This is a genomic window from Bacillus sp. AFS041924, from assembly GCF_002577195.1.
In the GTDB taxonomy this organism is placed as follows: Bacteria; Bacillota; Bacilli; order Bacillales; family Bacillaceae_G; genus Gottfriedia.
In genome coordinates this window covers 1-24,976 of record NZ_NULG01000141.1, presented here as the reverse complement: position 1 = coordinate 24,976, position 24,976 = coordinate 1, and the positions used below count along the sequence as shown (strand labels likewise).

Below are 24,976 nucleotides of genomic sequence, written 5' to 3'. Positions count from 1 at the left end.
GCTCTGTATAAATTGTTGATTTTAGTTAAATTCGAGACTAATTGAAATGGAAGATGCGAAGACTCCTATGGGAAATGCGGGAAACTTGAGACCCCGGAGGCTTTTTTAAGGAGGCTCAGGGTCACGCCCCATGGAAAGTGAAGTACCTGGAATGGAAAATTAACATTCTTTTTTAACAGATCCAAACTTTTAAACCTGCATTAAAACCTCGATCAAATGGAGAGTATATTAAATGAGAAAAAGAATTTTGGTTGTCGGAGCCAGTGGAGATATCGGCTTAGCTATTTCAAAAAAATTAATCAATGAAAAATATGATTTAATTGTCCATTATAATAGTAAAAAAGAGCCCCTAAATGAACTAATTGAATTGGCCTTAGAAAATGGAGTAAATTGTCAATTCGTTCAAGCGGACATGTCAGTAAAAAACGGAGTTGATCGTTTAACATCTCAAATAAAGGAAAGAATCGATTCGATAATTTATGCAGCTGGTTTTTCAATCTATGGGCTGATAAACGATGTAAGCGATGAAGAGATTGATCAATTAACTCAATTACATATTAAAAGCTTAATAAAAGTAGTCAATTATTTTCTTCCTAATATGGTAGCTAAAAAATCTGGCAGTATAGTCGTTGTATCGTCTATATGGGGGCAAATTGGTGCATCATGTGAAGTATTGTATTCAACTACAAAAGGTGCTCAAAATGCTTATGTCATGGCGTTAGCTAAAGAATTGGGACCAAGTGGAATAAAAGTAAATGCGGTTGCCCCAGGTGCAGTAAAAACGAATATGCTAAATGCATTTAGTGAAGAAGATTTAATTGAAATTGAAAATGATATTCCAATGAATAGATTAGCACTTCCAAGTGAGATCGCTAACACTGTAAATTTCTTAATTTCCGAACAATCTTCTTATATTACTGGTCAAATACTTGGAGTAAACGGCGGTTGGCATACTTCATAACAAAATTTCGACTTGAAAGTTATTTATTTCACATATTTTACCTTTTATATTATCGGGAAATCGTTTATTATTAAATGTAGAGTATGAGTAGTTAACAAATAGGGGGTATAGGTATGGAGTTAATCGAATGGTATTTTGAGTATGAAATACATAAGAATCGCCCTGGACTACTTGGAGATATTGCTTCGTTAATCGGTATGCTAGGGATTAATATTTTAACAATAAATGGTGTTGACACAATGAGACGCGGCATGTTACTAGGTTGCGATAACGATGATCAAATTACTAGATTTGAATCAATTTTAAATACTATGGACAATATAACTATAATTAAGCTTAGAAAGCCAACTCTTAGAGATCGTTTAGCTGTAAGACATGGTACTTATATCCAACGAGACGTAGATGACAAAAAGACTTTTCGTTTTGTTCGTGATGATCTAGGTATGCTTGTTGATTTTATGGCAGAACTATTTAAACAACCAGGTCATAAGCTAATCGGAATTAGGGGAATGCCTCGTGTTGGTAAAACTGAATCAGTTGTAGCAGCAAGTGTATGTGCTAATAAACGCTGGTTATTTGTTTCATCTACATTAATTAAACAAACATTAAGAAGTCAATTAATAGAAGACGAATATAATTCAGATAATGTATTTATTATTGATGGTATTCTTTCTCATAGAAGAGCTAATGAACAACATTGGCAATTAGTTCGCGAAATTATGGCAATGTCTTCTGTGAAAGTAGTTGAGCATCCAGATGTATTTGTACAGCAAACTGAATACTCTTTAGATGATTTTGATTACATAATTGAATTAAGAAACGATGAAAATGAAGAAATTAAATATGAACTAGTAGACCAAATGGATAAAAATGGACACAACTCGTTCTCAATGTTTGATTTTTAAAGTAAGTTGGGGTGTAATCTGTGACAGAATTAGGAAACTATTTACGAGAAGCAAGAGAAGCTAAAGGCTTATCAATTGATGATGTTCAAGAGTTAACGAAGATTCAGAAACGTTATCTTGAAGCAATTGAAGAAGGCAATTATGAAATATTGCCAGGGCAATTTTATGTACGTGCATTTATTAAACAGTATGCAGAAACGATCGGTGTCGATGTCTCTGGTTTTCTTACTGAAAAGCCAGCTGTAGAAGTGACTGCCGTGCCAAATACAATAGCTGAAGAAGTAAAACATGAAGAGATTCCAAGTAGAGCTTCTAAACTTAAAGAGCCATTAAATAACGTTAAGTCGTCACGTATAATGGATTATTTACCGAAGATTCTAGTAGCGATTCTAATAATCGGGATTTGCATTGCTATTTATATGATGCTTCCATCAAATAATGATGAAAAATCTGCTGATACTACTAACCAATCTAATTCTAATTCTGAAATTGAAAAACCAAAAAATAATGCGCTAGATCAGGTTAAAAATGATAATAAGAAAAAAACAGAGCAACCGAAAAATGACGTGACTGAGGATAAGCCAACGCAAAAAATTACAGTTGACTCTGCTGCAGGTAAAAGAACTACAATTTCATTATCTGATACGGATGTATTTAAATTAGAAGTGGTTGCAAATGGTGAAAGTTATATCGATTTAAAAAATGCAGATGGGAAAATGTTCTATAGCGGAATGTTAAAACAAGGACAAACTCAAAACTATGACTTAACAGAAGAGAATGAAGTAACAGTAAATATTGGTGCTTCTAATAATGTTGAGCTACGAATTAATGATGAGGTATTTAAATACCCAGTTAGTCCAACAAATGTTGTTCACCAAAGGATTACGATTAAAAATTTAAAAATGAATCAATAGTCATCTTTAAGATGGCTTTTATTCATTTATTATAAATTGCTTCATTTTTTAGAAAGTTTTGGAGGGTTTACCATGAATTTACCAAATAAGATTACAGTATCAAGGGTTTTGTTAATTCCATTATTTATGCTAGTAGTTTTAATAGATTTTGGATGGGGAAATATTACGTTAATTGGTGATTCGATACCAGTTAATCATTTAGTAGGAGGTGCAATTTTTATTATTGCGTCTGTTACTGATTTTATTGATGGTTATTATGCTAGAAAATATAATTTAGTTACTAATTTTGGTAAGTTTCTAGATCCACTTGCAGATAAACTACTTGTGTCTTCAGCATTAATTATTTTAACTGATTTTGAGTACGTTCCAGCTTGGATTACGATTGTAATCATAAGTAGAGAATTTGCTGTAACCGGTTTACGAATGATTTTGGCAGGTTCAGGAGAGGTACATGCTGCAGCAATGCTAGGTAAAATTAAGACTTGGGCACAAATTGTCGCGATTTCTGCTTATTTCTTACATGACTTCCCTTTGAATTTCTTACCGTTTTCTATTGCAGATGTATCGCTATGGGTTGCGCTATTCTTTACAGTTTATTCCGGTTGGGATTATTTTTATAAAAATAGAGATGTTCTTCTTAAATCAATGTAATTATTTATATAGGGGGGAAATGATATGAAGCGTGCTGAAATAATCGCAGTTGGGACAGAGCTACTTTTAGGACAGATTGCAAATACGAATGCGCAATTTTTAGCTAAACATTTATCTACATTAGGATATCACCATCATTTCCAAACAGTTGTAGGAGACAATTCCAATCGACTTAAAAGTGCATTAGAAATTGCTTCATCTAGAAGCGATTTAATCATTTTAACCGGTGGATTGGGACCAACAAAGGATGATTTAACAAAAGAGGTTGTTTCTGAATTTGTTCAAGAGTCACTTGTTTATCATGATCAATCCCTACAGTACATTGAACAATATTTTATTAAAGCAAATCGACCAATGACTGAGAATAACAAAAAACAAGCATTAGTCATTAATAATGCGTTTGTTTTATTGAATAAAAATGGTATGGCACCTGGAATGGTTTATGAAGCGAAGGATAAACAATTTGTATTATTACCAGGTCCACCTAAAGAAATGATTCCGATGGTTGAAAATGAACTTATTCCTTATTTTTTAAAAGGGAAAGAAGCAAGTACAATTATTTCAAAAGAGCTTAAGTTCTTTGGGATCGGTGAATCAATTTTAGAAACTCAAATTCTTGATTTGCTTGAAAAACAATCAAATCCAACAATCGCTCCTTTAGCGAGTGAGGGGGAAGTGATGCTTCGAGTTACTGCAAGTGCTAGTAATGAACAAGAAGCAGAAAAGCTTATTGGACAAGCTGAAGATAAAATTCGTGAACGTGTTGGACAATTCATCTATGGTACGAATGGTGATAGCTTGTTTACTGTTTTATCAAGTAAATTAAAGGATCATAAACTAACTATCTCCGCTGCTGAAAGTTTAACGGGTGGCCTTTTCAGTAAAAGAGTGACGGATATTCCGGGTAACTCGGCCATATTTAAAGGAAGTGTCGTTTGTTACTCGAATGAAATGAAGCAAAAACTATTAAATGTACCATCTGACATTTTGACTAATAATGGTGCAGTAAGTGCAGAATGTGCTAAATCACTAGTTGATAATATTCAAAGTTTAACAGGAAGTAATATTTCAATTAGTTTTACTGGTGAAGCAGGACCTTCAACATTAGAAGATGTGCCTGTTGGTAAAGTATTTATCGGTATAAAACTAGGTGATTCAAATCCGTTTATAAAAGAGTTTCAATTCAGTGGTACACGCGAACAAATAAGACTATCAAGTGTCAAAAATGGTGCAAATTTGTTAATTAAATTAATTAATTTAAGTTATGAAAGTCAAGACTTATAAAATGAAATAGAATATTTTATAATAAAAAAGCTCGGTTATTTAGNNCTATTTAGCCGAGTTTTTTAATTTTATAGTTTCGATATTAATAAAAATCTAGTTTTATAGGACAAAAAATACGAAACAAGCGTTTCTATTCTTTAAAAAATATGTTTAAATACAAAAATAATCGAATAAACGTTCTATTTTTTTATTGGCAAACGTACAAAAAACAGTTATTATATAGTTAAGAGATAAATGAATCCTGAGGAGGAATTTTAATGAGTGATCGTCAAGCCGCATTAGATATGGCATTAAAACAAATTGAAAAACAATTCGGTAAAGGTTCAATTATGAAACTTGGAGAACAAACAGATCGCCAAATTTCAACTATTTCTAGTGGATCGTTAGCACTAGATGTAGCATTAGGTGTAGGTGGATATCCAAGAGGCCGAATTATTGAAGTATATGGTCCTGAAAGTTCAGGTAAAACAACTGTTGCATTACATGCAATCGCTGAAGTTCAAGCAAATGGAGGACAAGCGGCGTTTATAGATGCTGAGCATGCATTAGATCCGATCTATGCTCAAAAATTAGGTGTAAACATTGATGAGTTATTATTATCTCAACCAGATACAGGTGAACAAGCACTTGAAATCGCAGAAGCATTAGTACGTAGTGGTGCAATTGATATAATCGTAGTCGACTCAGTAGCTGCATTAGTTCCAAAAGCTGAGATTGAAGGTGAGATGGGTGATGCTCACGTAGGTCTACAAGCTCGATTAATGTCTCAAGCATTACGTAAGCTTTCAGGTGCAATTAACAAGTCAAAAACAATTGCAATCTTCATTAACCAAATTCGTGAAAAAGTTGGGGTTATGTTCGGTAATCCTGAAACGACTCCAGGTGGACGTGCGTTAAAATTCTACTCGACAATTCGTTTAGAAGTACGTCGTGCTGAACAATTAAAACAAGGTAATGAAATTGTTGGTAACAAAACAAAAATTAAAGTTGTTAAAAATAAAGTAGCACCACCATTTAGACAAGCTGATGTAGACATTATGTACGGAGAAGGTATTTCTAAAGAAGGTGAAATTCTTGATATTGGATCTGATTTAGATATCGTTCTTAAGAGTGGAGCATGGTATTCTTACAATGAAGAACGTCTTGGACAAGGTCGTGAGAATGCTAAGCAATTCTTAAAAGAAAATAAAGATATCCGTGACACGATTAAACAATCAATCCGTCTTCACCATGGTTTAGATAATCCTGTTACTGTTACTGAAACAGGCGACGAAGGACAATTCTCTTTATTAGAAGATTAATTAAAAGTAGTATGAAACAACCTAAAAAATGCGGGCGCTTATTAAAAGTGTCCGCATTTTTTAATTTGATATTTTATACATCAGATTATTAGTATTAAATGATCTTTTTTGAAATTTTTGTTTTTATTGGTCGTAAATTTGTTTATAAAAAACTAATCTAAGTGTAAGGTGATTTAGAAAAATTTCACAGCATAAAAGTGTTGATTAGACCAAATTGTTGGTTGACTAATGTAAGAAATGAGTAAAACCTGAATTCAAGTAGGAAGCGAATGCGTAATGTGTCAGATCAAGCCCAATGGAAAGCGATTTACCTGTAGCAAAAATCAATAATCTAAATTTAATTATAGACAATTTAGCAACAGATAATATATGATTTCTGTATTTCATCAAAAAAAAATTTCATTCCAAAAACTTGTTAATTAGCTCTTAATAAATAAATTAATGAATAAAATTTAGATTCTTATGTATGAAATCTAGTAAAAATGTAATAAATATTGATAAATCAAGTAAGTAAGCGATTTACAAGGCTTGACATCATTTGGTAAGAGATTTAATATTTAAGTGTATATTCTAAAAAAATATTACTTTTTTGTGAAAAATTGAAATGAAATGTGCTGTATGTTGATGCAATTATTTTTTATACAATATAACAGCCGACAAAAATGAAACTAATTAAATAGCAAGAGGAGGTGAAATCATGGGTGCAAATACTATAATTTTGATCATCTTCGCATTGCTTGCCACATTCGGAGTCGGTTATGCTGTCGGATTTTTTGTCCGTAAGTCCATTGCAGAAGCTAAAATAAATGGCGCAACTAATCATGCAAATCAAATTATTGAAGATGCAAAACGTGATTCAGAAACAATTAAAAAAGAAGCTTTATTGGAAGCAAAGGACGAAATTTTCAAAATTCGTACAGATGCGGAGAACGAAATTCGTGACCGTCGTAGTGAAATACAAAAGTCAGAAAATCGTTTAATGCAAAAAGAAGAGAACTTAGATCGTAAAGATGAAGGACTTTCAAAACGTGAGTCTGTTCTTGAAAGAAAAGAGGAATCTCTTGTTTTAAAACAACAGCAGATAGAAGAAATGGAAAGCAAAATAGAAGCATTAATTGCTGCTCAGCAAGAAGAGTTAGAAAGAATTTCTAGCTTGAATCGAGAAGAAGCAAGACAATTAATACTTACTAAAGTCGAAAATGAATTATCCCATGAAACAGCAATACTAGTAAAAGAAACAGAAGCTCGTGCAAAAGAAGAAGCAGATAAGAGAGCAAAAGATATTTTATCATTAGCAATCCAGCGTTGTGCTGCAGACCATGTTGCTGAAACAACTGTTTCAGTTGTAAATCTTCCAAATGATGAAATGAAAGGTCGTATTATTGGCCGTGAAGGACGAAATATTCGTACTTTAGAAACGTTAACTGGTATAGATTTAATTATTGATGATACGCCTGAAGCTGTTATATTATCAGGTTTTGATCCAATTCGTCGTGAAACTGCACGAATTGCACTAGATAAATTAGTACAAGATGGTCGAATCCATCCAGCACGAATTGAAGAAATGGTTGAGAAATCAAGACGTGAAGTAGACGAGTACATACGTGAAGTCGGTGAACAAACTACTTTTGAAGTTGGTGTTCATGGAATTCACCCTGACTTAATTAAAATATTAGGTCGTCTGAAATTTAGAACTAGTTATGGTCAAAATGTGTTGAAACATTCGATGGAAGTAGCGAACCTAGCTGGACTTATGGCTGCTGAACTAGGTGAAGATACAAAACTTGCGAAGCGTGCAGGTTTACTTCACGATATTGGTAAGGCAATTGATCATGAGGTAGAGGGTAGCCACGTTGAAATCGGTGTTGAATTAGCAACGAAATATAAAGAACATCCAGTCGTTATCAATAGTATTGCATCTCATCACGGAGATGCTGCGCCAACTTCAATTATTGCAGTTCTAGTAGCTGCTGCAGATGCATTATCTGCTGCTAGACCAGGAGCTCGTAGCGAGACATTAGAAAACTATATTCGTCGTTTAGAAAAACTTGAAGAGATTTCTGAATCGTATGAAGGTGTAGAAAAATCATTCGCTATTCAAGCAGGTCGTGAAGTTCGCATTATGGTAAAACCAGATACAATTGATGATTTACAAGCTCATAGATTAGCGAGAGATATAAGAAAACGGATTGAAGATGAACTGGATTACCCAGGACATATCAAAGTTACTGTTATTCGTGAAACTCGAGCTGTCGAATATGCAAAATAAAGTGGTGTATACCACTTTATTTTCTTTTTATCAACAAAATAAGTTTTTTCAATAATAGCTCCAACTAATACATATCTGGAATTAATCTTAGTTGAATGGCATAGATGAAAGATTCAGGTTGTGCTAGTAATGGAGCTTTTTGTATTTTTGGGTAATCTAAATGTAAAATCAGTGCTGTATATACAGTGGCAAGTTGGAAGGAAGTAACGAAATGAGAATAATGTTTATAGGTGATGTAGTTGGTTCAAATGGTAGGGCAATGGTAAAGGCTAATATTCAAGCTTTAAAAAGAAAATATAGTCCTTCCGTAACAATCATAAATGGTGAAAATGCAGCACACGGTAAAGGAATAACAGAAAAAATTTATCGTGAATTTTTAGAATTAGGTGCTCAAGCAGTTACACTTGGTAATCATGCATGGGATAAAAAAGATATTTTTGAATTTATTGACCAAGCAAAATACTTAGTGAGACCAGCTAATTTCCCTGAAGGTACACCTGGTAATGGACTAGTATTCTTAAATTTTAATGACGTTGAAATAGCTGTAATAAATTTGCAAGGTAGAACATTTTTACCACCACTTGATTGTCCATTTAAAAAAGCTGATGAGCTAATAAAAATCGCTCAAAAAAGAACAAAAATCATTTTTGTTGATTTTCATGCTGAAGCAACGAGTGAAAAAATCGCTATGGGATGGTATTTAGATGGAAAAGTAACTGCGATTGTTGGTACTCATACACATGTACAAACGGCTGATGAGCGAGTTTTACCTGCTGGTACAGCGTTTATTACGGATGTAGGTATGACTGGACCTTACGATGGCATTTTAGGCGTTACAAAAGAAGCTGTTATTAAAAAATTCTTAACAAACTTACCAGTAAGATTCGAAGTTGATGAAGGTAGAGGTCAGCTAAGTGGTGTTATCATTGAATTAGATAAACAAAGTGGGCTAGCAAAATCGATAAAAAGAATACAAATAAATGATGATCATCAAGAGCTATAAAAATAATTTAAAGAATTGTGAAAATTTTTAAAAAACTTTTAAATATTTGCAGGAATAACTTCTTGGTACCGAGAATAGTTTTTATTGTACACAATATTAGCTTTGTAAGTACAAGGAGGATCAGGAATGGAAATATTAAAAGTTTCAGCAAAGTCAAACCCTAATTCTGTAGCAGGAGCACTTGCAGGTGTATTGAGAGAACGCGGTTCAGCAGAAATTCAAGCAATTGGTGCTGGCGCGTTAAACCAAGCTGTAAAAGCAGTTGCAATTGCGAGAGGATTCGTTGCACCAAGTGGTGTAGATTTAATTTGTATCCCTGCATTTACAGATATTCAAATCGATGGGGAAGAGCGTACAGCGATTAAATTAATTGTAGAACCTCGTTAATAATAACAACCTGTTAGCCTAAAGCGACAGGTTGTTTTATTTTACTCTAAAGAAGTGGGATTATTGCTGCTAGAAAGAGGAGATAAGTATAGAGCTTCTAGCATAGACTCGTCATTGGACGAGTTTTTTTTGTATAAATATTACTTTTATTAATGGATTTATAAATATGTTAAACTAGTTTAAATAGTCAAAAAAGAAAGGGTGTTAAGGAATGAAAGTTTTTGATGCTCATTGTGATGTACTAATGAAATTATTAGAAAAGCCTTCGATCAATTTTGAAAATGATGATTCATTAGAAGTTTCAGTTAATCGATTAAAAGAAGGGGAAAGTAAAGTACAATGTTATGCGATTTATATCCCCGAAAATGTACATAAACTAATAAAATTTGATGCAGCACTTCAATGTGTGACTCTTTTTTATGAAAAAGTAGCAACAGAAAGTAATAATATAAAAGTTATTCGTACAAAAGAAGATGAAGTTGGATTGAAAAGTCACGAAATGGGCGCTATTTTGACGCTAGAGGGCTGTGACGCACTTTTAGGTGATATTAACCGACTTAAGATATTACATCGTCTAGGAGTGCGTAGTGTCGGTTTAGTATGGAATTACGCTAATGAAACAGCTGATGGAATACTTGAAGAAAGGAATGGTGGATTAACTAATTTTGGAAGAAGTGTAGTTCATTACTTAAATGAGCATAATATGTGGTGTGATCTTTCTCATTGTAGTGAAGCTGCTTTTTGGGATGCATTCGAGCAAGCAAAATACCCAACTGCAACTCATTCGAATGCTAAAGCAATTTGTAAACATCCAAGAAATTTAAACGATGAACAGTTGAAGGCAATGTTTAATAGAGGTGCAATTGTAGGGATTAATTTTTATCCTACATTTTTAGTGGATGAAGGAGTTGCAACGATCTCAGATATTATTAAACATATTGATTATATGTGCTCACTAGGTGGCGAAAAATATATCGCGATGGGATCAGATTTTGATGGGATCGATAAACATCCAACCGATTTACATCATGTTGGGCTCTATCAAAATTTAACGAATGAATTGCTAAAATATTATACCGAACAGCAAGTAAAAGGCTTTATGTATGAGAATTATTCATCATATATACATTACAAATGACACGTTACTTGTTCAGAATAATAAAAATATAAAAATTAAAGGAATAATTTCTTTCAAAATCATTGATTTTTTTGGTTAATAGGTCTAGAATTGAAAGCGAATTAACTCATATCAAAAGATATGTCTTAAATCGCTTTCATTCTTTTTAATAAAATGAATGAGATGCAAAAAAATTATCCATTTATAATTTAACTTATTACGAATGAGGGCATTCAAAGGGGTGTAGGAAATGATTGAACAACTTTCATGGAAAGTTGGAGGACAACAGGGTGAAGGTATCGAAAGTACAGGTGAGATTTTTGCAATTGCGTTAAACCGTTTAGGTTACTACTTATACGGGTATCGTCATTTCTCTTCTCGTATTAAAGGTGGTCACACTAATAACAAAATTCGTGTAAGTACAACTGAAGTTCGTGCAATTTCAGATGACTTAGATATTTTAGTAGCATTTGACCAAGAAACAATCGATGTAAACTTTTATGAATTACGCAAAGGTGGAATTGTAATCGCTGATGCTAAATTTAATCCGACAATTCCAGATTCAACTGATGTAACACTTTATTCAATTCCATTTACAGAATTAGCTGCTGAACTAGGTACTTCATTAATGAAAAACATGGTTGCAGTTGGAGCTTCAAGTGCAATTTTAGGTCTTTCAATTGAAGTTTTCAGAGAAGTTGTAGATGAAATTTTTGGTAAAAAAGGTCAACAAATTGTTGAGAAAAACATAGAAGCAATCGCACGTGGAGCACAAGAAATGAGAGAAATGCTTGGCGTGAATGTAAATAAAATGCAATTATCAGAAGCAGATGGTAAAAAACGTATGTTCTTAATCGGTAATGATGCAATCGCAATGGGTGCATTAGCTGGTGGTTCTCGTTTTATGGCAGCGTATCCAATTACGCCTGCATCTGAAATTATGGAATACTTAATTAAAAAATTACCACAGTATGGTGGAGCAGTTATTCAAACTGAAGACGAGATTGCTGCATGTACAATGGCAATCGGAGCTAACTATGCTGGTGTTCGTACATTAACAGCATCTGCAGGTCCTGGTCTTTCATTAATGATGGAAGCAATCGGTCTTTCTGGTATTACTGAAGTTCCTTTAGTAATCGTTGATACTCAACGTGGTGGTCCAAGTACTGGTCTTCCAACTAAACAAGAACAATCAGACTTAATGGCTATGATCTACGGTACTCACGGTGAGATTCCTAAAGTAGTAATCGCTCCAAGTACAGTAGAAGAAGGATTCTACGATATGGTGGAAGCGTTTAACGTAGCTGAAGAATTCCAAGTTCCTGTTATCGTAATTACTGACTTACAACTTTCTTTAGGTAAACAAACTGTTGAACCACTTCAATTTGAAAAAGTACAAATTCGCCGTGGTAAGTTTGATTACAAACAAGAATTACCTGTATCAGAAAATAAAGAGTACTTCAAACGTTATGAAGTGACTGAAGATGGCGTTTCTCCTCGTGTAGTACCAGGTATGAAAGGTGGAATTCACCACGTAACTGGAGTTGAGCATGATGAAATGGGTAAACCATCAGAATCACCAATTAACCGTAATCAACAAATGGATAAACGTATGCGTAAGTTAAACAACTTAAAATTCCCTAACCCAGTGTTAGTGAACTCTAAACACGACGATGCTGATGTATTACTAGTTGGTTTCAACTCAACTCGTGGTGCAATTGAAGAAGCAATGATTCGTTTAGAGCAAGATGGTATCAAAGTTAACCATGCTCATATACGTCTAATTCACCCATTCCCGACAAATGAATTAATGCCTGAGCTTAAAAAAGCTAAACGCGTAATCGTTGTCGAAAATAATGCTACTGGCCAATTAGCAAGCATTATTAAAATGAATTGTGGTCATGCAGAAAAGATTTCAAGCTTATTAAAATATGATGGAAATCCTTTCTTACCAAAAGAAATTTACAACACTTGCAAGGAAGGAGTTGTTCTAAATGGCAACATTTAAAGAATTTCGTAATAATATTAAACCAAACTGGTGCCCAGGATGTGGTGACTTCTCAGTACAAGCATCTATTCAACGTGCAGCGGCAAATGTTGGTTTAGAACCTGATAACCTTGCAGTAATTTCTGGTATTGGATGTTCTGGTCGTATTTCAGGATATATTAACTCTTACGGTTTACACGGTATCCATGGTCGTTCACTTCCAATTGCACAAGGTGTAAAAATGGCTAACCGCGATCTAACTGTTATCGCTTCTGGTGGTGACGGTGATGGATTCGCAATCGGTTTAGGTCATACAATCCATGCAATTCGTCGTAACATCGACATCACTTATATCGTAATGGATAACCAAATCTATGGTCTTACAAAAGGTCAAACATCACCTCGTAGTGATGTAGGATTCAAAACGAAGAGTACTCCACAAGGTTCTGTTGAATCTGCACTTTCAGTAATGGAAATGGCGTTAACAGCTGGTGGAACATTCGTAGCACAAAGTTTCTCAAGTGATTTAAAAGAATTAACTTCATTAATTGAGCAAGGTATTAACCATAAAGGTTTCTCTTTAATTAACGTATTCAGCCCATGTGTAACTTACAATAAAGTAAACACATATGACTGGTTTAAAGAAAATCTTGTTAAACTTTCTGATATTGAAGGATATGATCCATCAAACAAAGAAATGGCTATGCAAACATTAATGCAAAATAAAGGTTTAGTAACTGGTCTTATTTACCAAAATAAAGAGCAAAAATCATACCAAGAATTAATTTCTGGTTACAGTGAAGATCCATTAGTGGAATCAGATCTACAATTAGAAAAAGGTCAATTCGAAAAATTAGTTGCTGAATTCATGTAATAAAAACAAAAACTCCTCAATTTATTTGAGGAGTTTTTTTGTGCTGCTAATAAATAGAGTTTAAAGTTGCTGTGTGATATTACTTTCCACTACAGAATGCAATCAAATTCTTATCAAAAGAAGTTTGAATATATAACTTTTTTCAACTAAATTGAAGAATGTATGTTCTTGGCTTTGTTAAAACAGATTTTTGATTTTCTTATGCAACTTATGCCAGTTCAATTGAAAAAGGAAATCCATTTTATTTATAGAAGTGTTAATCTTATATGTGCTAATTCATTGAGTTAAGGGGAGGATAGAATGTACAACTTTTTTCAACTACATACGGAAAACTTTGATGAATGCAGGGAAACTATAAAAAATATTTTCTGGATGTACCAAGATATGATTAGAAGCTATGGAGGATTTGGGCATAATATTGATTTTGAAACAGTTAATTATGAAAAATTCATATTAGTTGAGATAATCGACGAACGAATGGATGGCTTTATTGAAGAAGTTGAAATGTTAAGACAAGGATCTTTAGTAGCCTTATGTTGCGAAGTCCAAAATATGCTTGATGAAGAGCGAAGAGATGACAGAGTATACAATTTTATTAAAGAATTAACTACAATTCCTGAAATTAAAAAAATGGTATTTGAAAATGATGTATTATCCACTATGTTGTTGGCATTAGAAGAAAAAAACGGTGATCACTGGGAAACTTTAGAATTTGGAAAACTTTTTTCAAAAAAACTAGAAGATGTTTATATAAAATTTGTAATAAATTATTTTAAGCGTTTAGTAGTAGAAGGTGAAAGCCGGTTCTGAATGAAAATTATTTTAATTCTTGTTAAAGAATAGGGCTCTTTTATTGTATGTTAGGGGGAGACGAAACGGTTAGTACTAGTTAATTTGTTATTTCCATGCTTAAAAAAATGGAGATTCCCCTTGGCTATTAGAACAATTTGAGTAAAAGGGAGTTTGCAGCCTTTTAAGCGTAAAAACTGAGGAGGACTATGCAAATTTTTTGTTGAATTGTTTTGAAGTGGAGAGTGATATTAATGATGAAAATTTTAATAAGAAGACCGAGAATAGAGGACACTGAAGAATTAAATCAATTTTTTCGAATAGTCATTACTGATACGTTTACTAAAGAAGGAATAGGAGAGAAGTTGGAAAGTATTCATGACGAAATTGAAACGAAAAAAGAGTACTTAAAAAACGATTTTGAAAGCAATGGAGAGAATAGATATTTTTTAATTGCTCTTGAACATGAAAAAATAATTGGTTCAATTGAAATTGGTCCGGCAAGTGATCTCATATTAAATTGCACAAAAAATAGATTTAAAGGGTTAACAGAGATCGGAACTGTTTTTGTTCATCCTGACTATCAGAAAAAAGGAATAGGGAATTTATTACTAAATAAAATGTACCGTACTTTACAGATGAAAGGTATAAAAGAATTTTGTTTAGATAGTGGTTATATTAATGCCCAAAAAATATGGAAAAATAAATTTGGGGAACCAGATTATTTATTAAAGGATTATTGGGACAAAGGATATGACCATATGATTTGGAAAATAAATGTTTGTGATTTATTAATATAGCTTTAGGGTGTTGACTCGAGTCAAGTCGCGCGACATCTAAGGAAAGAAAGCACACTTACTCTGTATTAGAAAACAACAATCTTCTTTTTTTAAAATTAGCTTTTTAGAAAATAAAGCGCTTTATCTAAATTAAAATGCAATATTAAATAATGAATAAAATTATTCAAATATACTTCTATTATCGACTTTCTTTTTTGCGTAACGCACATTGTATATTGTAGAATAACGTTATATACTTAAGTAATGTGTAGACGCTCGAGATGAAAGGAGATTGTTTTATGAATGAACAACAACGCCTTCAAGGCACTAATATAAATAATACAAAAGATAAAAACGATAAAGATTATAGCAAATACTTTGAAAAGGTTTACCAAGCTCCTTCCTTAGCTGATGCAAAACGTCGAGGTAAAGAAGAAGTTACGTATGATCGTGGTTTCGAAATTCCTGAAGAAATGAAAAATTCAGGTGCAGGGAAGAAATTCTTAATCCGTACGTACGGCTGTCAAATGAATGAACATGATACAGAAGTGATGGCAGGTATTTTAACGACGATGGGTTATGAAGTTGCGACTTCAGTTGAAGACGCTGATATTATACTATTAAACACATGTGCAATTCGAGAAAATGCTGAAAATAAAGTGTTTGGTGAAATCGGACACTTAAAACCATTAAAGCTTCAAAGACCAGATTTATTAATTGGTATTTGTGGTTGTATGTCTCAAGAAGAGGCTGTTGTTAATCGAATTTTACAAAAACATTCATTTATTGATATGGTATTTGGTACACATAATATTCATAGATTACCATTTATTATTCAAGAAGCAATGTTTAGTAAAGAAATGGTTATTGAAGTATGGTCAAAAGAAGGGGATGTAATCGAAAACCTTCCAAAAGTCCGTCGTGGTGAAATTAAAGCATGGGTTAATATTATGTATGGTTGCGATAAATTCTGTACGTACTGTATTGTACCTTATACACGTGGTAAAGAGCGTAGTCGTCAACCAGAAGATATTATAAATGAAGTACGTGAACTAGCTAGATTAGGCTATAAAGAAGTTACTTTATTAGGTCAAAATGTTAATGCATATGGTAAAGACTTAAATGATGGTAAATATGGATTAGGTCATTTAATGGATGAAATTCGTAAGATCGGCATTCCACGAGTTCGTTTTACAACAAGCCATCCACGTGATTTTGATGATCATTTAATAGAAGTATTAGCAAAAGGTGGCAACTTAATGCCACATATTCATTTACCAGTTCAATCTGGAAGCTCTGAAGTTCTGAAACTAATGTCTCGTAAATATGATCGTGAACAATATTTAGAACTTGTAAGAAAATTAAAAACAGCAATGCCACATATTTCATTTACAACAGATATAATTGTTGGATTCCCGAATGAAACAGATGAGCAATTTGAAGAAACGATGACTTTATATGAAGAAGTTGGTTTTGATTTAGCATTTACATTTATTTATTCACCACGTGAAGGTACGCCTGCTGCAAAAATGGTAGATAATGTACCTGAGAGTGTGAAAAAGCAAAGATTACAACGTCTAAACGATCTTGTAAATGCAAAATCTGCTGAATTTAATAAACGTTTTGAAGGACAAATTCTTGATGTTTTAGTAGAAGGCGAGAGTAAGAAGAATCCAGATGTACTTGCTGGGTATACTCCTTATAATAAACTTGTAAACTTTAGAGGTCCTAAATCAATCGTTGGTCAAATTGTAAAAGTAAAAGTTACAAAGGCGAAAACATGGTCATTAGATGGAGAATTAGTAGAAGAAACAGTCGAGGTGCTATAATGGGAAAATATACAAAAGCTGATATCGTTGAACGTGCAAAAGAATTAGCAGTAATGATTTCTGAAACAGAAGAAGTAGACTTTTTTAAACGTGCTGAGGCGCAGATTAACGAAAGTGATACTGTAAGATCTTATATTGAAGAAATTAAGTCATTACAAAAACAAGCTGTTAATTTAGAACACTGGGGTAAAAAAGAAGCACTTAAAAAGGTAGAACAAGAGCTAAATGATTTAAACGAAAAACTAGAATCAATTCCAGTAGTACAAGAATTCCAATCTTCACAAGTAGAAGTTAACGATTTACTTCAATTAATCGCTCACACGATTTCTAATGGTGTGACAGACGAAATTATTAAATCAACAGGTGGAAACCTATTAAGTGGTGAAACAGGTTCAAAAGTAGCACACGGACCTGATGCTTGCAAAACAGATAGCTGCAACCACTAAATAAAAAAGACTCAACATGCAATTAATTTTGCTACCTGAGTCTTTTTTTTATGCAAGCTTAATAAAGTAGTTACTAAATAGCCTAAATACCATAAATTTTATGTTTATTTTTTAAATTCTTCAATTTGCAGTCAACTTTATTAGGCTGTCGTCATACAATTTATCATCACATGTTTTTTTAACTTGTATAAAAGAATTTTCATGTCATTAACACATTCCGCATATGTCACGCATAGAATGAAATGAAAATGGAACGAGGAGGGTCACACCTATGTCTGAACGCGAACATAGAGAGATTATAACGAAGGCAGTCGTAGGAAGAGGCAAGAAATATAACAAAGTCACACATACAATCACACCAAGTCATGCGCCATCAAGTATTTTAGGCTGCTGGGTTATTAACCATGTATATGATGCAAAAAAAGTAAAAGATGGAGTAGAAGTATCTGGTAAATACGATATCAATATTTGGTACTCCTATGGTGACAATACGAAAACTGAAGTAGTTCCAGAGGCAGTTAAGTATAAAGAAGTAGTAAAGCTAAGACACAGAGATGAAAATTTTACTGGTGAAGATTGTGAAGTTATTGCTAGATCATTAAAACATCCAAATTGTTTAGATGCAATTATTTCTCCAAATGGAAATCGGTTTATCGTTACAGTAGAAAAAGAAGTCTTAGTTGAAGTTGTAGGTGAAACAAAAGTAGTAGTACTTGTTGCGCCACATGGTGTACATGACGATGACGATTTCTTCGATGTAGACGATGAGTTTGAAGATTTAGATCCAGATTTTGTTTTAGAAGGCGAAGAAGAGTAAGCTAGGCTAGGAAGGTGAAACTTCCTAGCTTTTTTATGTAAAAGAAATAGTAAAGTTTTCTTTATCTTAACATTCGAACTTTCTAAAGGCTCTAGCAAAATGTGATATAATATGCGAAGAATGTTTTTTGATGGAGAGGATAAAATGGCAACTTACACGCCAATGATCGAGCAATATTTAAATATAAAGAAAAATTACCAGGATGCATTTTTATTTTTTAGACTTGGAGATTTTTATGAAATGTTTTTTGAAGATGCGGTAAAGGCATCTCAAGTTTTAGAAATTACTTTAACAGGACGAGCAGGAGGAACTGAAGAACGAATTCCTATGTGTGGAGTACCATTCCATTCTGCTGCTGGATATATAGAGCAATTAGTTGAAAAAGGATATAAAGTAGCAATCTGTGAGCAAGTCGAGGATCCAACTGTTGCAAAAGGAGTTGTGAAAAGAGAAGTAGTTCAATTGATTACTCCGGGTACGCAAATGGAAGGGAGATCGATTGATGAGAAGCAGAATCATTATATCTCAACATTATCAGAAGTTACACCAAGCTCTTTTGCTTTAGTTTGGATCGATTTGACGACTGGTGAAGGGAACGCTTTATTACTAAGTGGTTCAATTGAAGAAGCAGTTTTAAAAATTGCAGCAACTGGTACAAAAGAAGTTGTCGTAAATGAAGATTTTTCATCTAAAGCAATTCAAACACTTGAGAAGAGCTTTTCAATTACTGTTTCATTCGAAGAAAATGATCGTTTGTCAGAGGAATTTACAAACGTTGTAAAATCGATTGATCAAACTAGTTTAAAAACAACTGCAGCAAGATTATTAAATTATTTATCGAAGACACAAAAACGAACACTATCTCATCTTCAAGAAATCGTTGTAATTAATCAGCATGATTTCTTAAATATGGACATGTATTCAATGAGAAATCTTGAATTAGTTGAAACGCAACGTTCAAAAAATAAGCAAGGATCATTGAATTGGTTATTAGATGAAACGAAAACAGCAATGGGTGGACGTTTACTAAAAAAATGGATTCAGCGCCCTTTAGTGAATACAAAACAAATCGAAAATCGTTTGACGATTGTTGAATTGTTAATGGAAAATTACTTTATACGTGAAGATCTGAAGGAATTATTAAAAGATGTATATGATTTAGAGCGCTTAGCTGGTAAAGTCTCATTTGGTAATGTAAATGCAAGAGATTTACTACAATTAAAACGCTCACTACAAACAATACCATCAATTGTTCATGCACTAAAATCAATTAATCATGAAAGTATAGACGAGCTAATTAATAATATAGATCCATGTGAAGACCTTCAAATGCTTTTAGAAAATGCAATTATTGAAGATGCGCCATTATCAATTAAAGAAGGAAACATTATTAAAGATGGATTTAATAAAACATTAGATGAATATCGTTTCGTAAGTAAGAACGGTAAAAATTGGTTAATGGAACTGGAGCAACGAGAAAGAGAAATTACAGGGATTAAATCATTAAAGATTGGCTATAATCGAATCTTTGGTTACTATATCGAAGTAACTAGATCCAATATTAACCAAATTCCTGAAGGACGTTATGAACGTAAACAAACATTAGCGAATGCTGAGCGTTTTATTACCGAAGAGCTAAAAGAAAAAGAAACAATGATTCTTGAAGCTGAGGAAAAAATGATTGGTTTGGAATATGAATTATTTATTTCAATTCGAGAACAAGTAAAACAATATTTAACGAGACTTCAAACTTTAGGGCTTGTAATTAGTCAAATTGACGTTTTGCAAAGTTTTTCTGTTATAAGTGAAAAAAATGATTATGTAAGACCAACCTTTACCACAGACAGAGAGTATATCGTAAAAAATGGAAGACACCCGGTAGTTGAAAAAGTACTAATGGGTTCGGAATATATTCCAAATGATACAAATTTTGAAGTTGATACACATCAATTTTTAATCACTGGGCCTAATATGGCTGGTAAAAGTACGTATATGAAACAAGTTGCATTAATTAGTATATTGGCTCAAATTGGATGCTATGTACCTGCTGAAGCTGCTAAATTACCTGTATTTGATCAAATTTTTACCCGAATTGGAGCAGCGGATGATTTAATTTCTGGTCAGAGTACATTCATGGTTGAAATGCTAGAAGCTAATTATGCCATCACAAATGCAACTGAAAAAAGTTTAATCTTATTTGATGAAATTGGTAGAGGAACATCCACATATGATGGAATGGCTTTAGCACAAGCGATGATTGAATATATACATGATCATATTGGAGCAAAAACGCTTTTTTCTACTCACTATCACGAATTGACCGTATTAGCTAATCAACTTAAGTTTTTGAAAAACATTCATGTTGCAGCGAAAGAACAAGAAGGAAAAGTGTTATTTCTTCATAAAATCTTTGAAGGGGCAGCGGACCAAAGCTACGGAATCCATGTTGCCGAATTAGCAAATCTTCCGAAAGATGTCATTCTTCGAGCAAAGGAGCTTTTACATGAGTTGGAATCATCTAATCATAATCATGTTAAAGAAGATATCCAAAATCAAAAACAAGAAACAGTTCATATTCCAGAAACGAAAGTAGAAATAGAAAGTCAACCAAATGAAAAAGAAGACCTTGGGGCTCAACTAAGCCTATTTGATGATAATCAACCGGTGATTAAAGAAGTAGTTAAAAATCATCCAGTCATTGATCAATTAAAAGGAATTAATTTATTAGAGTTAAATCCAATGGAAGCATTTAATTTATTATATGAGCTTCAAAAACAAATAAAAAAATAAAAGAGGGCCAATTGGCCTTTCTTTTTATTAGTCGTTAAAATTAGGATAATAGCTTTTCGTACTATTCTTGTATTTAGGAAGGAGGTTCACTAATGTCAAAAATAAAGAAGTTAGATGAAATTTTAGCCAATCAAATAGCTGCAGGTGAAGTTGTAGAACGTCCTGCATCCGTTGTAAAGGAATTACTTGAGAATGCAATTGATGCAACAAGTACGCGTATTACAGTAGAAATTAATGATGGTGGACTCTCACGAATTTTTGTAAGTGATAATGGCGAAGGGATGTCAAAGGAAGATAGTATACTTGCATTTGAACGTCATGCAACAAGTAAAATAAAAGATGAAAATGACTTGTTTCGAATACGTACCTTAGGCTTCCGTGGTGAAGCTTTGCCGAGTATTGCATCGGTGAGTTATGTCACGGTAAAAACGTCAACAGAAGAAGGACCTGCGATTGAAACAATTTTAAAGGGTGGAGTACTACAATCTCAAAATGAAATTGCAAAATCAAAAGGGACGAGCATAGAAGTTTCAAACTTATTTTTTAATACACCAGCTAGATTAAAATATATGAGAACTGTTCAAACAGAATTAAGTAATGTTACAGACGTCGTATACCGTTTAGCATTAGCAAATCCACAAATCGCATTTGATTTGAAGCATAATGACAAATTAATGTTCCGTAGTAATGGAAATGGTGACGCAAGACAAATTCTGGCATCATTATATGGGCTTCAAATTGCTAAAAATATGGTTCATTTTAAAGGCGAATCATTAGATTTTCAAATAGAAGGTTATTTATCGATGCCTGAATATACAAGAGCAACTAGAAATTATATTTCACTTTATGTAAATGGAAGATATGTAAAACACTACGGTGTAAATAAATCAATTAGTGAAGGATACCATACATTGTTACCAATTGGCCGTTTTCCAATAGTAGCTTTGTTTGTAAAAATGGATCCTCAATTAGTTGATGTAAATGTACACCCTACAAAACAAGAAGTTCGTTTTAGTAAAGAGGATCAATTATTTACATTAATTAGTGAAAGTATCAAAAAAGTTTTTAGAGGTCGTTCACTTATTCCTGAAATAAAATCAACAGCTCCAAAAGAAAAAATAGTTAGTGAGCAATCTACATTTTCGTTTGAACATACTTCTACAAAAGAAGACGTCGAAAAGAAATTACCTTTTTCGCTTCAAAATCGATCCAATTCAAATTCAAATTATTTCAATGAATCTACGGAAGAAATGATCGGAGAAAGTCAAAATGAATTTGATTCAACGTCTAAATTTGATTCAGATACTCCAACTGATTATGAGAGTCTTTATTTCGAAAAACAAGAATTTAATAGAAATGAAAATTACTTTAAGCCAGTGAACTTAGAAGAACAATCAAATATAGAAGAAACTGTCATCGTTAACGAAGAAGTATATGATGAACAAACTATAGACCAGCTACCTCCTCTTTATCCAATCGGACAAATGCATGGAACGTATATTATTGCTCAAAATGAAAAAGGATTATATTTAATCGATCAGCATGCTGCACAGGAACGAGTTTATTATGAATATTTTAAAGAAAAGATTGGAGAAGTTTCTTCAGAATTACAAACTTTATTAATACCAATCACATTTGATGTCTCACCAGAACAAGCTATTTTATTAGACCAATTCCATGATGAACTCAGGGAAGTTGGACTATTTATTGAAAAATTCGGTTCGAATAGTTATGTCATACGTGAGCATCCAAATTGGTTCCCAGAAGGGCAAGAGGATAATTTAATTGATGAAATGATTCAAGAATTGTTAAAACGCGGAACAATTAATATTAAAAAGCTACGTGAAGAAAAAGCCATCATGATGAGTTGTAAAGCATCAATTAAGGCGAATCAATTTATTACAAACGATGAAATTTTTAGTCTTTTAGAATCGTTGAGAAAATCAAGTAATCCATTTACATGTCCTCACGGTCGTCCAATCGTAATCCATTTTAGTTCATATGAGCTTGAAAAAATGTTTAAGCGTGTTATGTAATAAACGATCTCGAGATTGTTTCATTTAGGATAATGTATCAAATTGAAATATTTAAGGATAGTTAGAAAAAATCTGACTATCCTTAAATAAGTTATTTAACAACACAAAGAACGAAACCATCATAACCTTTTAGTCCAACAGTCTGGATTGCGGTAGAGTCAATACGAGGGTCCGTTGCTAGTAGATCCATTAATTGTCGAACACCATTAACACTTTCGTCTCGACTCGTTTCATAAATCACTTCACCGTTTCTAACGACATTATCAACAATAATTAAAGCACCAGGACTCGCTAATTTTAATGCCCAATTTAAATAGTGAGGATTATTTGGCTTATCAGCATCGATAAAGATAAAATCAAATAATGGCTTAGATTCTTTTAAAATAGGTAATGTATCTAACGCTTTTCCAATAATAATTTCGACCTTGTTTTGCAAGTTAGCTTCCATTATATTTTTTTCAGCTACTTTTGCATGTTCATCGCTAATTTCCAAAGTAGTTAATTTACCGTCTTGGAGGAAGAGCACGTGCGAGCCAAATACTACTATATCCACCTAAAGTACCGATTTCCAAAATATTTTTCACGCCTTTAATTTTTGCTAAAAGATAAAGTAATTTACCTTGTGTAGGGGACACGTCAATACTTGGTAGTCCAGCATTGTAATTTGCAAGTAATACACGATCTAGAATTGGATCATTCGGAATTAATTTATCAATGATATATTTATCAACATCGTTCCAAATTACTTTATTTGACAACTATCCTTCCTCCTTACTTTTTTACGGTTCAAAAAAGTATATGGCAAAGTTTCATAAAAATGCTTCAATTCTAAATGTGGAAATCTTATTTATGAATGATATTGAGTACAATTAAGTAGTACTTATTCCGTTTGTCTTACTGAATTGCGTTTGCTAAAATAGATATGGTTAAAATTATCCAGTAGAGGAGATTTTTAAAATGATTAATAAAATCGGTAAAGTTACGATTTATGTTCAAGATCAAGAGCAAGCAAAAGACTTTTGGATTAATAAAATTGGATTTGTTCTAAAAACAGAAATGCCAATGGGACCAGATGCTAAATGGATTGAAGTAGGTCCAAGCGAAAGTGAATTTACGACACTAGTTCTTTACTCTAAATCTTCAATGCAGGAATTTAAACCAGAAAAAGTAGCTCATCCATCTGTCATTTTAAGTACTACGGATATAGATGCAGCATATGAAAAAATGAAACAAAACGGTGTAAAAGTTGATGATCTTATGAAAATGCCATATGGTTCAATGTTTTCATTCTACGACCAAGACGGTAATGATTATTTATTAAGAGAAGACAAATAATACATAAAAAAAGAGTTGTTTTCCGATTAAGGAAACAACTCTTTTTACTTAAATAAGATGCTCGAATTTTACTCGTTTATTTAAATAGTACATGATTGGAATACCTACAATCATTACAATAAATTCGCCAATAGCAGTTGTTAAATAAGTCATTAGGAAAGGAAAACCAAGTGCTAACTTTAATTCGATTGCGATTAAGAACATAGAAAGAGAAAAAACAATCGTGTTAATAATCATTCTAGTAATTATTCCTTTTATGAACTTCGCAGTAGCAATCGTGATTAATAAAGATAGTATCGTTTGTCCAACTCCAAATATCAAATCATAACCTTTCATTGGAGAATAGATTAAATTTGCTAAAAATACACCTAATACAATTCCATATATGTACTTTTTATTAAATACTACTAGATGGTTGAACATTTCAGAAACACGAAACTGGATATTCGTAAATCCAAATGGTGAAATAAAGTGTGTTACTGCTAAATACAACGCTGCAAAC

The 24,976-nt window shown here is 32.9% G+C and carries 21 protein-coding genes and 1 pseudogene; 20 read left to right on the top strand and 2 right to left on the bottom strand.

Going from position 1 to position 24,976, the window contains the following annotated elements; genetic code table 11:
• Positions 1-232: 232 nt before the first annotated feature.
• The 19 genes from ymfI to mutL all read left to right on the top strand — a co-directional run bounded on the left by ymfI (position 233) and on the right by mutL (position 23,139).
• Entirely contained in the window at positions 233-961 is a 729-nt protein-coding gene (ymfI, locus tag COC46_RS21250; protein ID WP_098811881.1) for an elongation factor P 5-aminopentanone reductase, read from the top strand.
• Positions 962-1,074: 113 nt separating this feature from the next.
• Positions 1,075-1,866: a DUF3388 domain-containing protein gene (locus COC46_RS21245; RefSeq protein WP_098811880.1), complete on the top strand. Its 792-nt coding sequence runs from the start codon at positions 1,075-1,077 to the stop codon at positions 1,864-1,866.
• A 20-nt stretch (positions 1,867-1,886) separates the two neighbouring features.
• Positions 1,887-2,780, top strand: coding sequence for a helix-turn-helix domain-containing protein (locus COC46_RS21240; protein ID WP_098811879.1), 894 nt, complete (start codon positions 1,887-1,889; stop codon positions 2,778-2,780).
• A gap of 72 nt (positions 2,781-2,852) precedes the next feature.
• Positions 2,853-3,431, top strand: coding sequence for a CDP-diacylglycerol--glycerol-3-phosphate 3-phosphatidyltransferase (pgsA, locus tag COC46_RS21235; protein WP_098811878.1), 579 nt, complete (start codon positions 2,853-2,855; stop codon positions 3,429-3,431).
• A gap of 24 nt (positions 3,432-3,455) precedes the next feature.
• Entirely contained in the window at positions 3,456-4,715 is a 1,260-nt protein-coding gene (locus COC46_RS21230; RefSeq protein WP_098811877.1) for a competence/damage-inducible protein A, read from the top strand.
• A gap of 257 nt (positions 4,716-4,972) precedes the next feature.
• The gene (gene recA / locus COC46_RS21225; protein ID WP_098811876.1) at positions 4,973-6,016 is read left to right on the top strand and encodes a recombinase RecA; all 1,044 of its coding nucleotides are present in this window, start codon (positions 4,973-4,975) and stop codon (positions 6,014-6,016) included.
• A 697-nt stretch (positions 6,017-6,713) separates the two neighbouring features.
• On the top strand, positions 6,714-8,285 hold the full coding sequence (gene rny / locus COC46_RS21220) for a ribonuclease Y (protein WP_098811875.1): 1,572 nt from the start codon (positions 6,714-6,716) through the stop codon (positions 8,283-8,285).
• 211 nt (positions 8,286-8,496) lie between these two features.
• Complete coding sequence (locus COC46_RS21215; RefSeq protein ID WP_098811874.1) at positions 8,497-9,288, top strand: TIGR00282 family metallophosphoesterase; 792 nt, start codon at positions 8,497-8,499, stop codon at positions 9,286-9,288.
• A gap of 126 nt (positions 9,289-9,414) precedes the next feature.
• Positions 9,415-9,675, top strand: a complete 261-nt coding sequence (gene spoVS / locus COC46_RS21210; protein WP_044893696.1) for a stage V sporulation protein SpoVS — start codon at positions 9,415-9,417, stop codon at positions 9,673-9,675.
• 211 nt (positions 9,676-9,886) lie between these two features.
• Positions 9,887-10,813 (top strand): dipeptidase, encoded by a 927-nt coding sequence (locus tag COC46_RS21205; RefSeq protein WP_098811873.1) that lies wholly within the window; start codon positions 9,887-9,889, stop codon positions 10,811-10,813.
• A 229-nt stretch (positions 10,814-11,042) separates the two neighbouring features.
• Positions 11,043-12,800 carry a 2-oxoacid:acceptor oxidoreductase subunit alpha gene (locus tag COC46_RS21200; RefSeq protein WP_098811872.1) on the top strand — a complete coding sequence of 586 codons (1,758 nt, stop codon included), beginning with the start codon at positions 11,043-11,045 and terminating at the stop codon, positions 12,798-12,800.
• Positions 12,787-13,653: a 2-oxoacid:ferredoxin oxidoreductase subunit beta gene (locus COC46_RS21195; RefSeq protein WP_098811871.1), complete on the top strand. Its 867-nt coding sequence runs from the start codon at positions 12,787-12,789 to the stop codon at positions 13,651-13,653. Before COC46_RS21200 ends, COC46_RS21195 begins: the two co-directional genes overlap by 14 nt.
• A gap of 300 nt (positions 13,654-13,953) precedes the next feature.
• Positions 13,954-14,463, top strand: coding sequence for a hypothetical protein (locus tag COC46_RS21190; RefSeq protein WP_098811870.1), 510 nt, complete (start codon positions 13,954-13,956; stop codon positions 14,461-14,463).
• A gap of 233 nt (positions 14,464-14,696) precedes the next feature.
• Positions 14,697-15,242, top strand: coding sequence for a GNAT family N-acetyltransferase (locus COC46_RS21185; RefSeq protein WP_098811869.1), 546 nt, complete (start codon positions 14,697-14,699; stop codon positions 15,240-15,242).
• A 278-nt stretch (positions 15,243-15,520) separates the two neighbouring features.
• Complete coding sequence (gene miaB / locus COC46_RS21180) at positions 15,521-17,050, top strand: tRNA (N6-isopentenyl adenosine(37)-C2)-methylthiotransferase MiaB (RefSeq protein WP_098811868.1); 1,530 nt, start codon at positions 15,521-15,523, stop codon at positions 17,048-17,050.
• Positions 17,050-17,496: a YlbF/YmcA family competence regulator gene (locus COC46_RS21175; protein WP_098811867.1), complete on the top strand. Its 447-nt coding sequence runs from the start codon at positions 17,050-17,052 to the stop codon at positions 17,494-17,496. Before miaB ends, COC46_RS21175 begins: the two co-directional genes overlap by 1 nt.
• A gap of 271 nt (positions 17,497-17,767) precedes the next feature.
• Positions 17,768-18,313 carry an outer spore coat protein CotE gene (gene cotE, locus COC46_RS21170; protein WP_098811866.1) on the top strand — a complete coding sequence of 182 codons (546 nt, stop codon included), beginning with the start codon at positions 17,768-17,770 and terminating at the stop codon, positions 18,311-18,313.
• A 144-nt stretch (positions 18,314-18,457) separates the two neighbouring features.
• Positions 18,458-21,103, top strand: a complete 2,646-nt coding sequence (gene mutS, locus COC46_RS21165; protein ID WP_098811865.1) for a DNA mismatch repair protein MutS — start codon at positions 18,458-18,460, stop codon at positions 21,101-21,103.
• Between the two features lie 92 nt (positions 21,104-21,195).
• Complete coding sequence (mutL, locus tag COC46_RS21160) at positions 21,196-23,139, top strand: DNA mismatch repair endonuclease MutL (protein ID WP_098811864.1); 1,944 nt, start codon at positions 21,196-21,198, stop codon at positions 23,137-23,139.
• A 91-nt stretch (positions 23,140-23,230) separates the two neighbouring features.
• Here the strand turns inward: mutL and COC46_RS21155 are convergent.
• Positions 23,231-23,897, bottom strand: a pseudogene (locus COC46_RS21155) (O-methyltransferase).
• A 199-nt stretch (positions 23,898-24,096) separates the two neighbouring features.
• Here COC46_RS21155 and COC46_RS21150 point away from each other — a divergent pair.
• Positions 24,097-24,474 (top strand): VOC family protein, encoded by a 378-nt coding sequence (locus COC46_RS21150; protein WP_098811863.1) that lies wholly within the window; start codon positions 24,097-24,099, stop codon positions 24,472-24,474.
• 48 nt (positions 24,475-24,522) lie between these two features.
• On the opposite strand, the gene COC46_RS21145 is transcribed toward COC46_RS21150, so the two are convergent.
• On the bottom strand, positions 24,523-24,976 hold a 454-nt coding region (locus COC46_RS21145; RefSeq protein ID WP_141550948.1), incomplete at its 5' end, for a QueT transporter family protein.

What these genes read in the sequence shown, in the direction of transcription:
- ymfI (WP_098811881.1), top strand. Translation starts at nt 233, where the DNA reads ATGAGAAAAAGAATTTTGGTTGTCGGAGCCAGTGGAGATATCGGCTTA.
- COC46_RS21245 (WP_098811880.1), top strand. Translation starts at nt 1,075, where the DNA reads ATGGAGTTAATCGAATGGTATTTTGAGTATGAAATACATAAGAATCGC.
- pgsA (WP_098811878.1), top strand. Translation starts at nt 2,853, where the DNA reads ATGAATTTACCAAATAAGATTACAGTATCAAGGGTTTTGTTAATTCCA.
- COC46_RS21230 (WP_098811877.1), top strand. Translation starts at nt 3,456, where the DNA reads ATGAAGCGTGCTGAAATAATCGCAGTTGGGACAGAGCTACTTTTAGGA.
- recA (WP_098811876.1), top strand. Translation starts at nt 4,973, where the DNA reads ATGAGTGATCGTCAAGCCGCATTAGATATGGCATTAAAACAAATTGAA.
- rny (WP_098811875.1), top strand. Translation starts at nt 6,714, where the DNA reads ATGGGTGCAAATACTATAATTTTGATCATCTTCGCATTGCTTGCCACA.
- COC46_RS21215 (WP_098811874.1), top strand. Translation starts at nt 8,497, where the DNA reads ATGAGAATAATGTTTATAGGTGATGTAGTTGGTTCAAATGGTAGGGCA.
- spoVS (WP_044893696.1), top strand. Translation starts at nt 9,415, where the DNA reads ATGGAAATATTAAAAGTTTCAGCAAAGTCAAACCCTAATTCTGTAGCA.
- COC46_RS21205 (WP_098811873.1), top strand. Translation starts at nt 9,887, where the DNA reads ATGAAAGTTTTTGATGCTCATTGTGATGTACTAATGAAATTATTAGAA.
- COC46_RS21200 (WP_098811872.1), top strand. Translation starts at nt 11,043, where the DNA reads ATGATTGAACAACTTTCATGGAAAGTTGGAGGACAACAGGGTGAAGGT.
- COC46_RS21195 (WP_098811871.1), top strand. Translation starts at nt 12,787, where the DNA reads ATGGCAACATTTAAAGAATTTCGTAATAATATTAAACCAAACTGGTGC.
- COC46_RS21190 (WP_098811870.1), top strand. Translation starts at nt 13,954, where the DNA reads ATGTACAACTTTTTTCAACTACATACGGAAAACTTTGATGAATGCAGG.
- COC46_RS21185 (WP_098811869.1), top strand. Translation starts at nt 14,697, where the DNA reads ATGATGAAAATTTTAATAAGAAGACCGAGAATAGAGGACACTGAAGAA.
- miaB (WP_098811868.1), top strand. Translation starts at nt 15,521, where the DNA reads ATGAATGAACAACAACGCCTTCAAGGCACTAATATAAATAATACAAAA.
- COC46_RS21175 (WP_098811867.1), top strand. Translation starts at nt 17,050, where the DNA reads ATGGGAAAATATACAAAAGCTGATATCGTTGAACGTGCAAAAGAATTA.
- cotE (WP_098811866.1), top strand. Translation starts at nt 17,768, where the DNA reads ATGTCTGAACGCGAACATAGAGAGATTATAACGAAGGCAGTCGTAGGA.
- mutS (WP_098811865.1), top strand. Translation starts at nt 18,458, where the DNA reads ATGGCAACTTACACGCCAATGATCGAGCAATATTTAAATATAAAGAAA.
- mutL (WP_098811864.1), top strand. Translation starts at nt 21,196, where the DNA reads ATGTCAAAAATAAAGAAGTTAGATGAAATTTTAGCCAATCAAATAGCT.
- COC46_RS21150 (WP_098811863.1), top strand. Translation starts at nt 24,097, where the DNA reads ATGATTAATAAAATCGGTAAAGTTACGATTTATGTTCAAGATCAAGAG.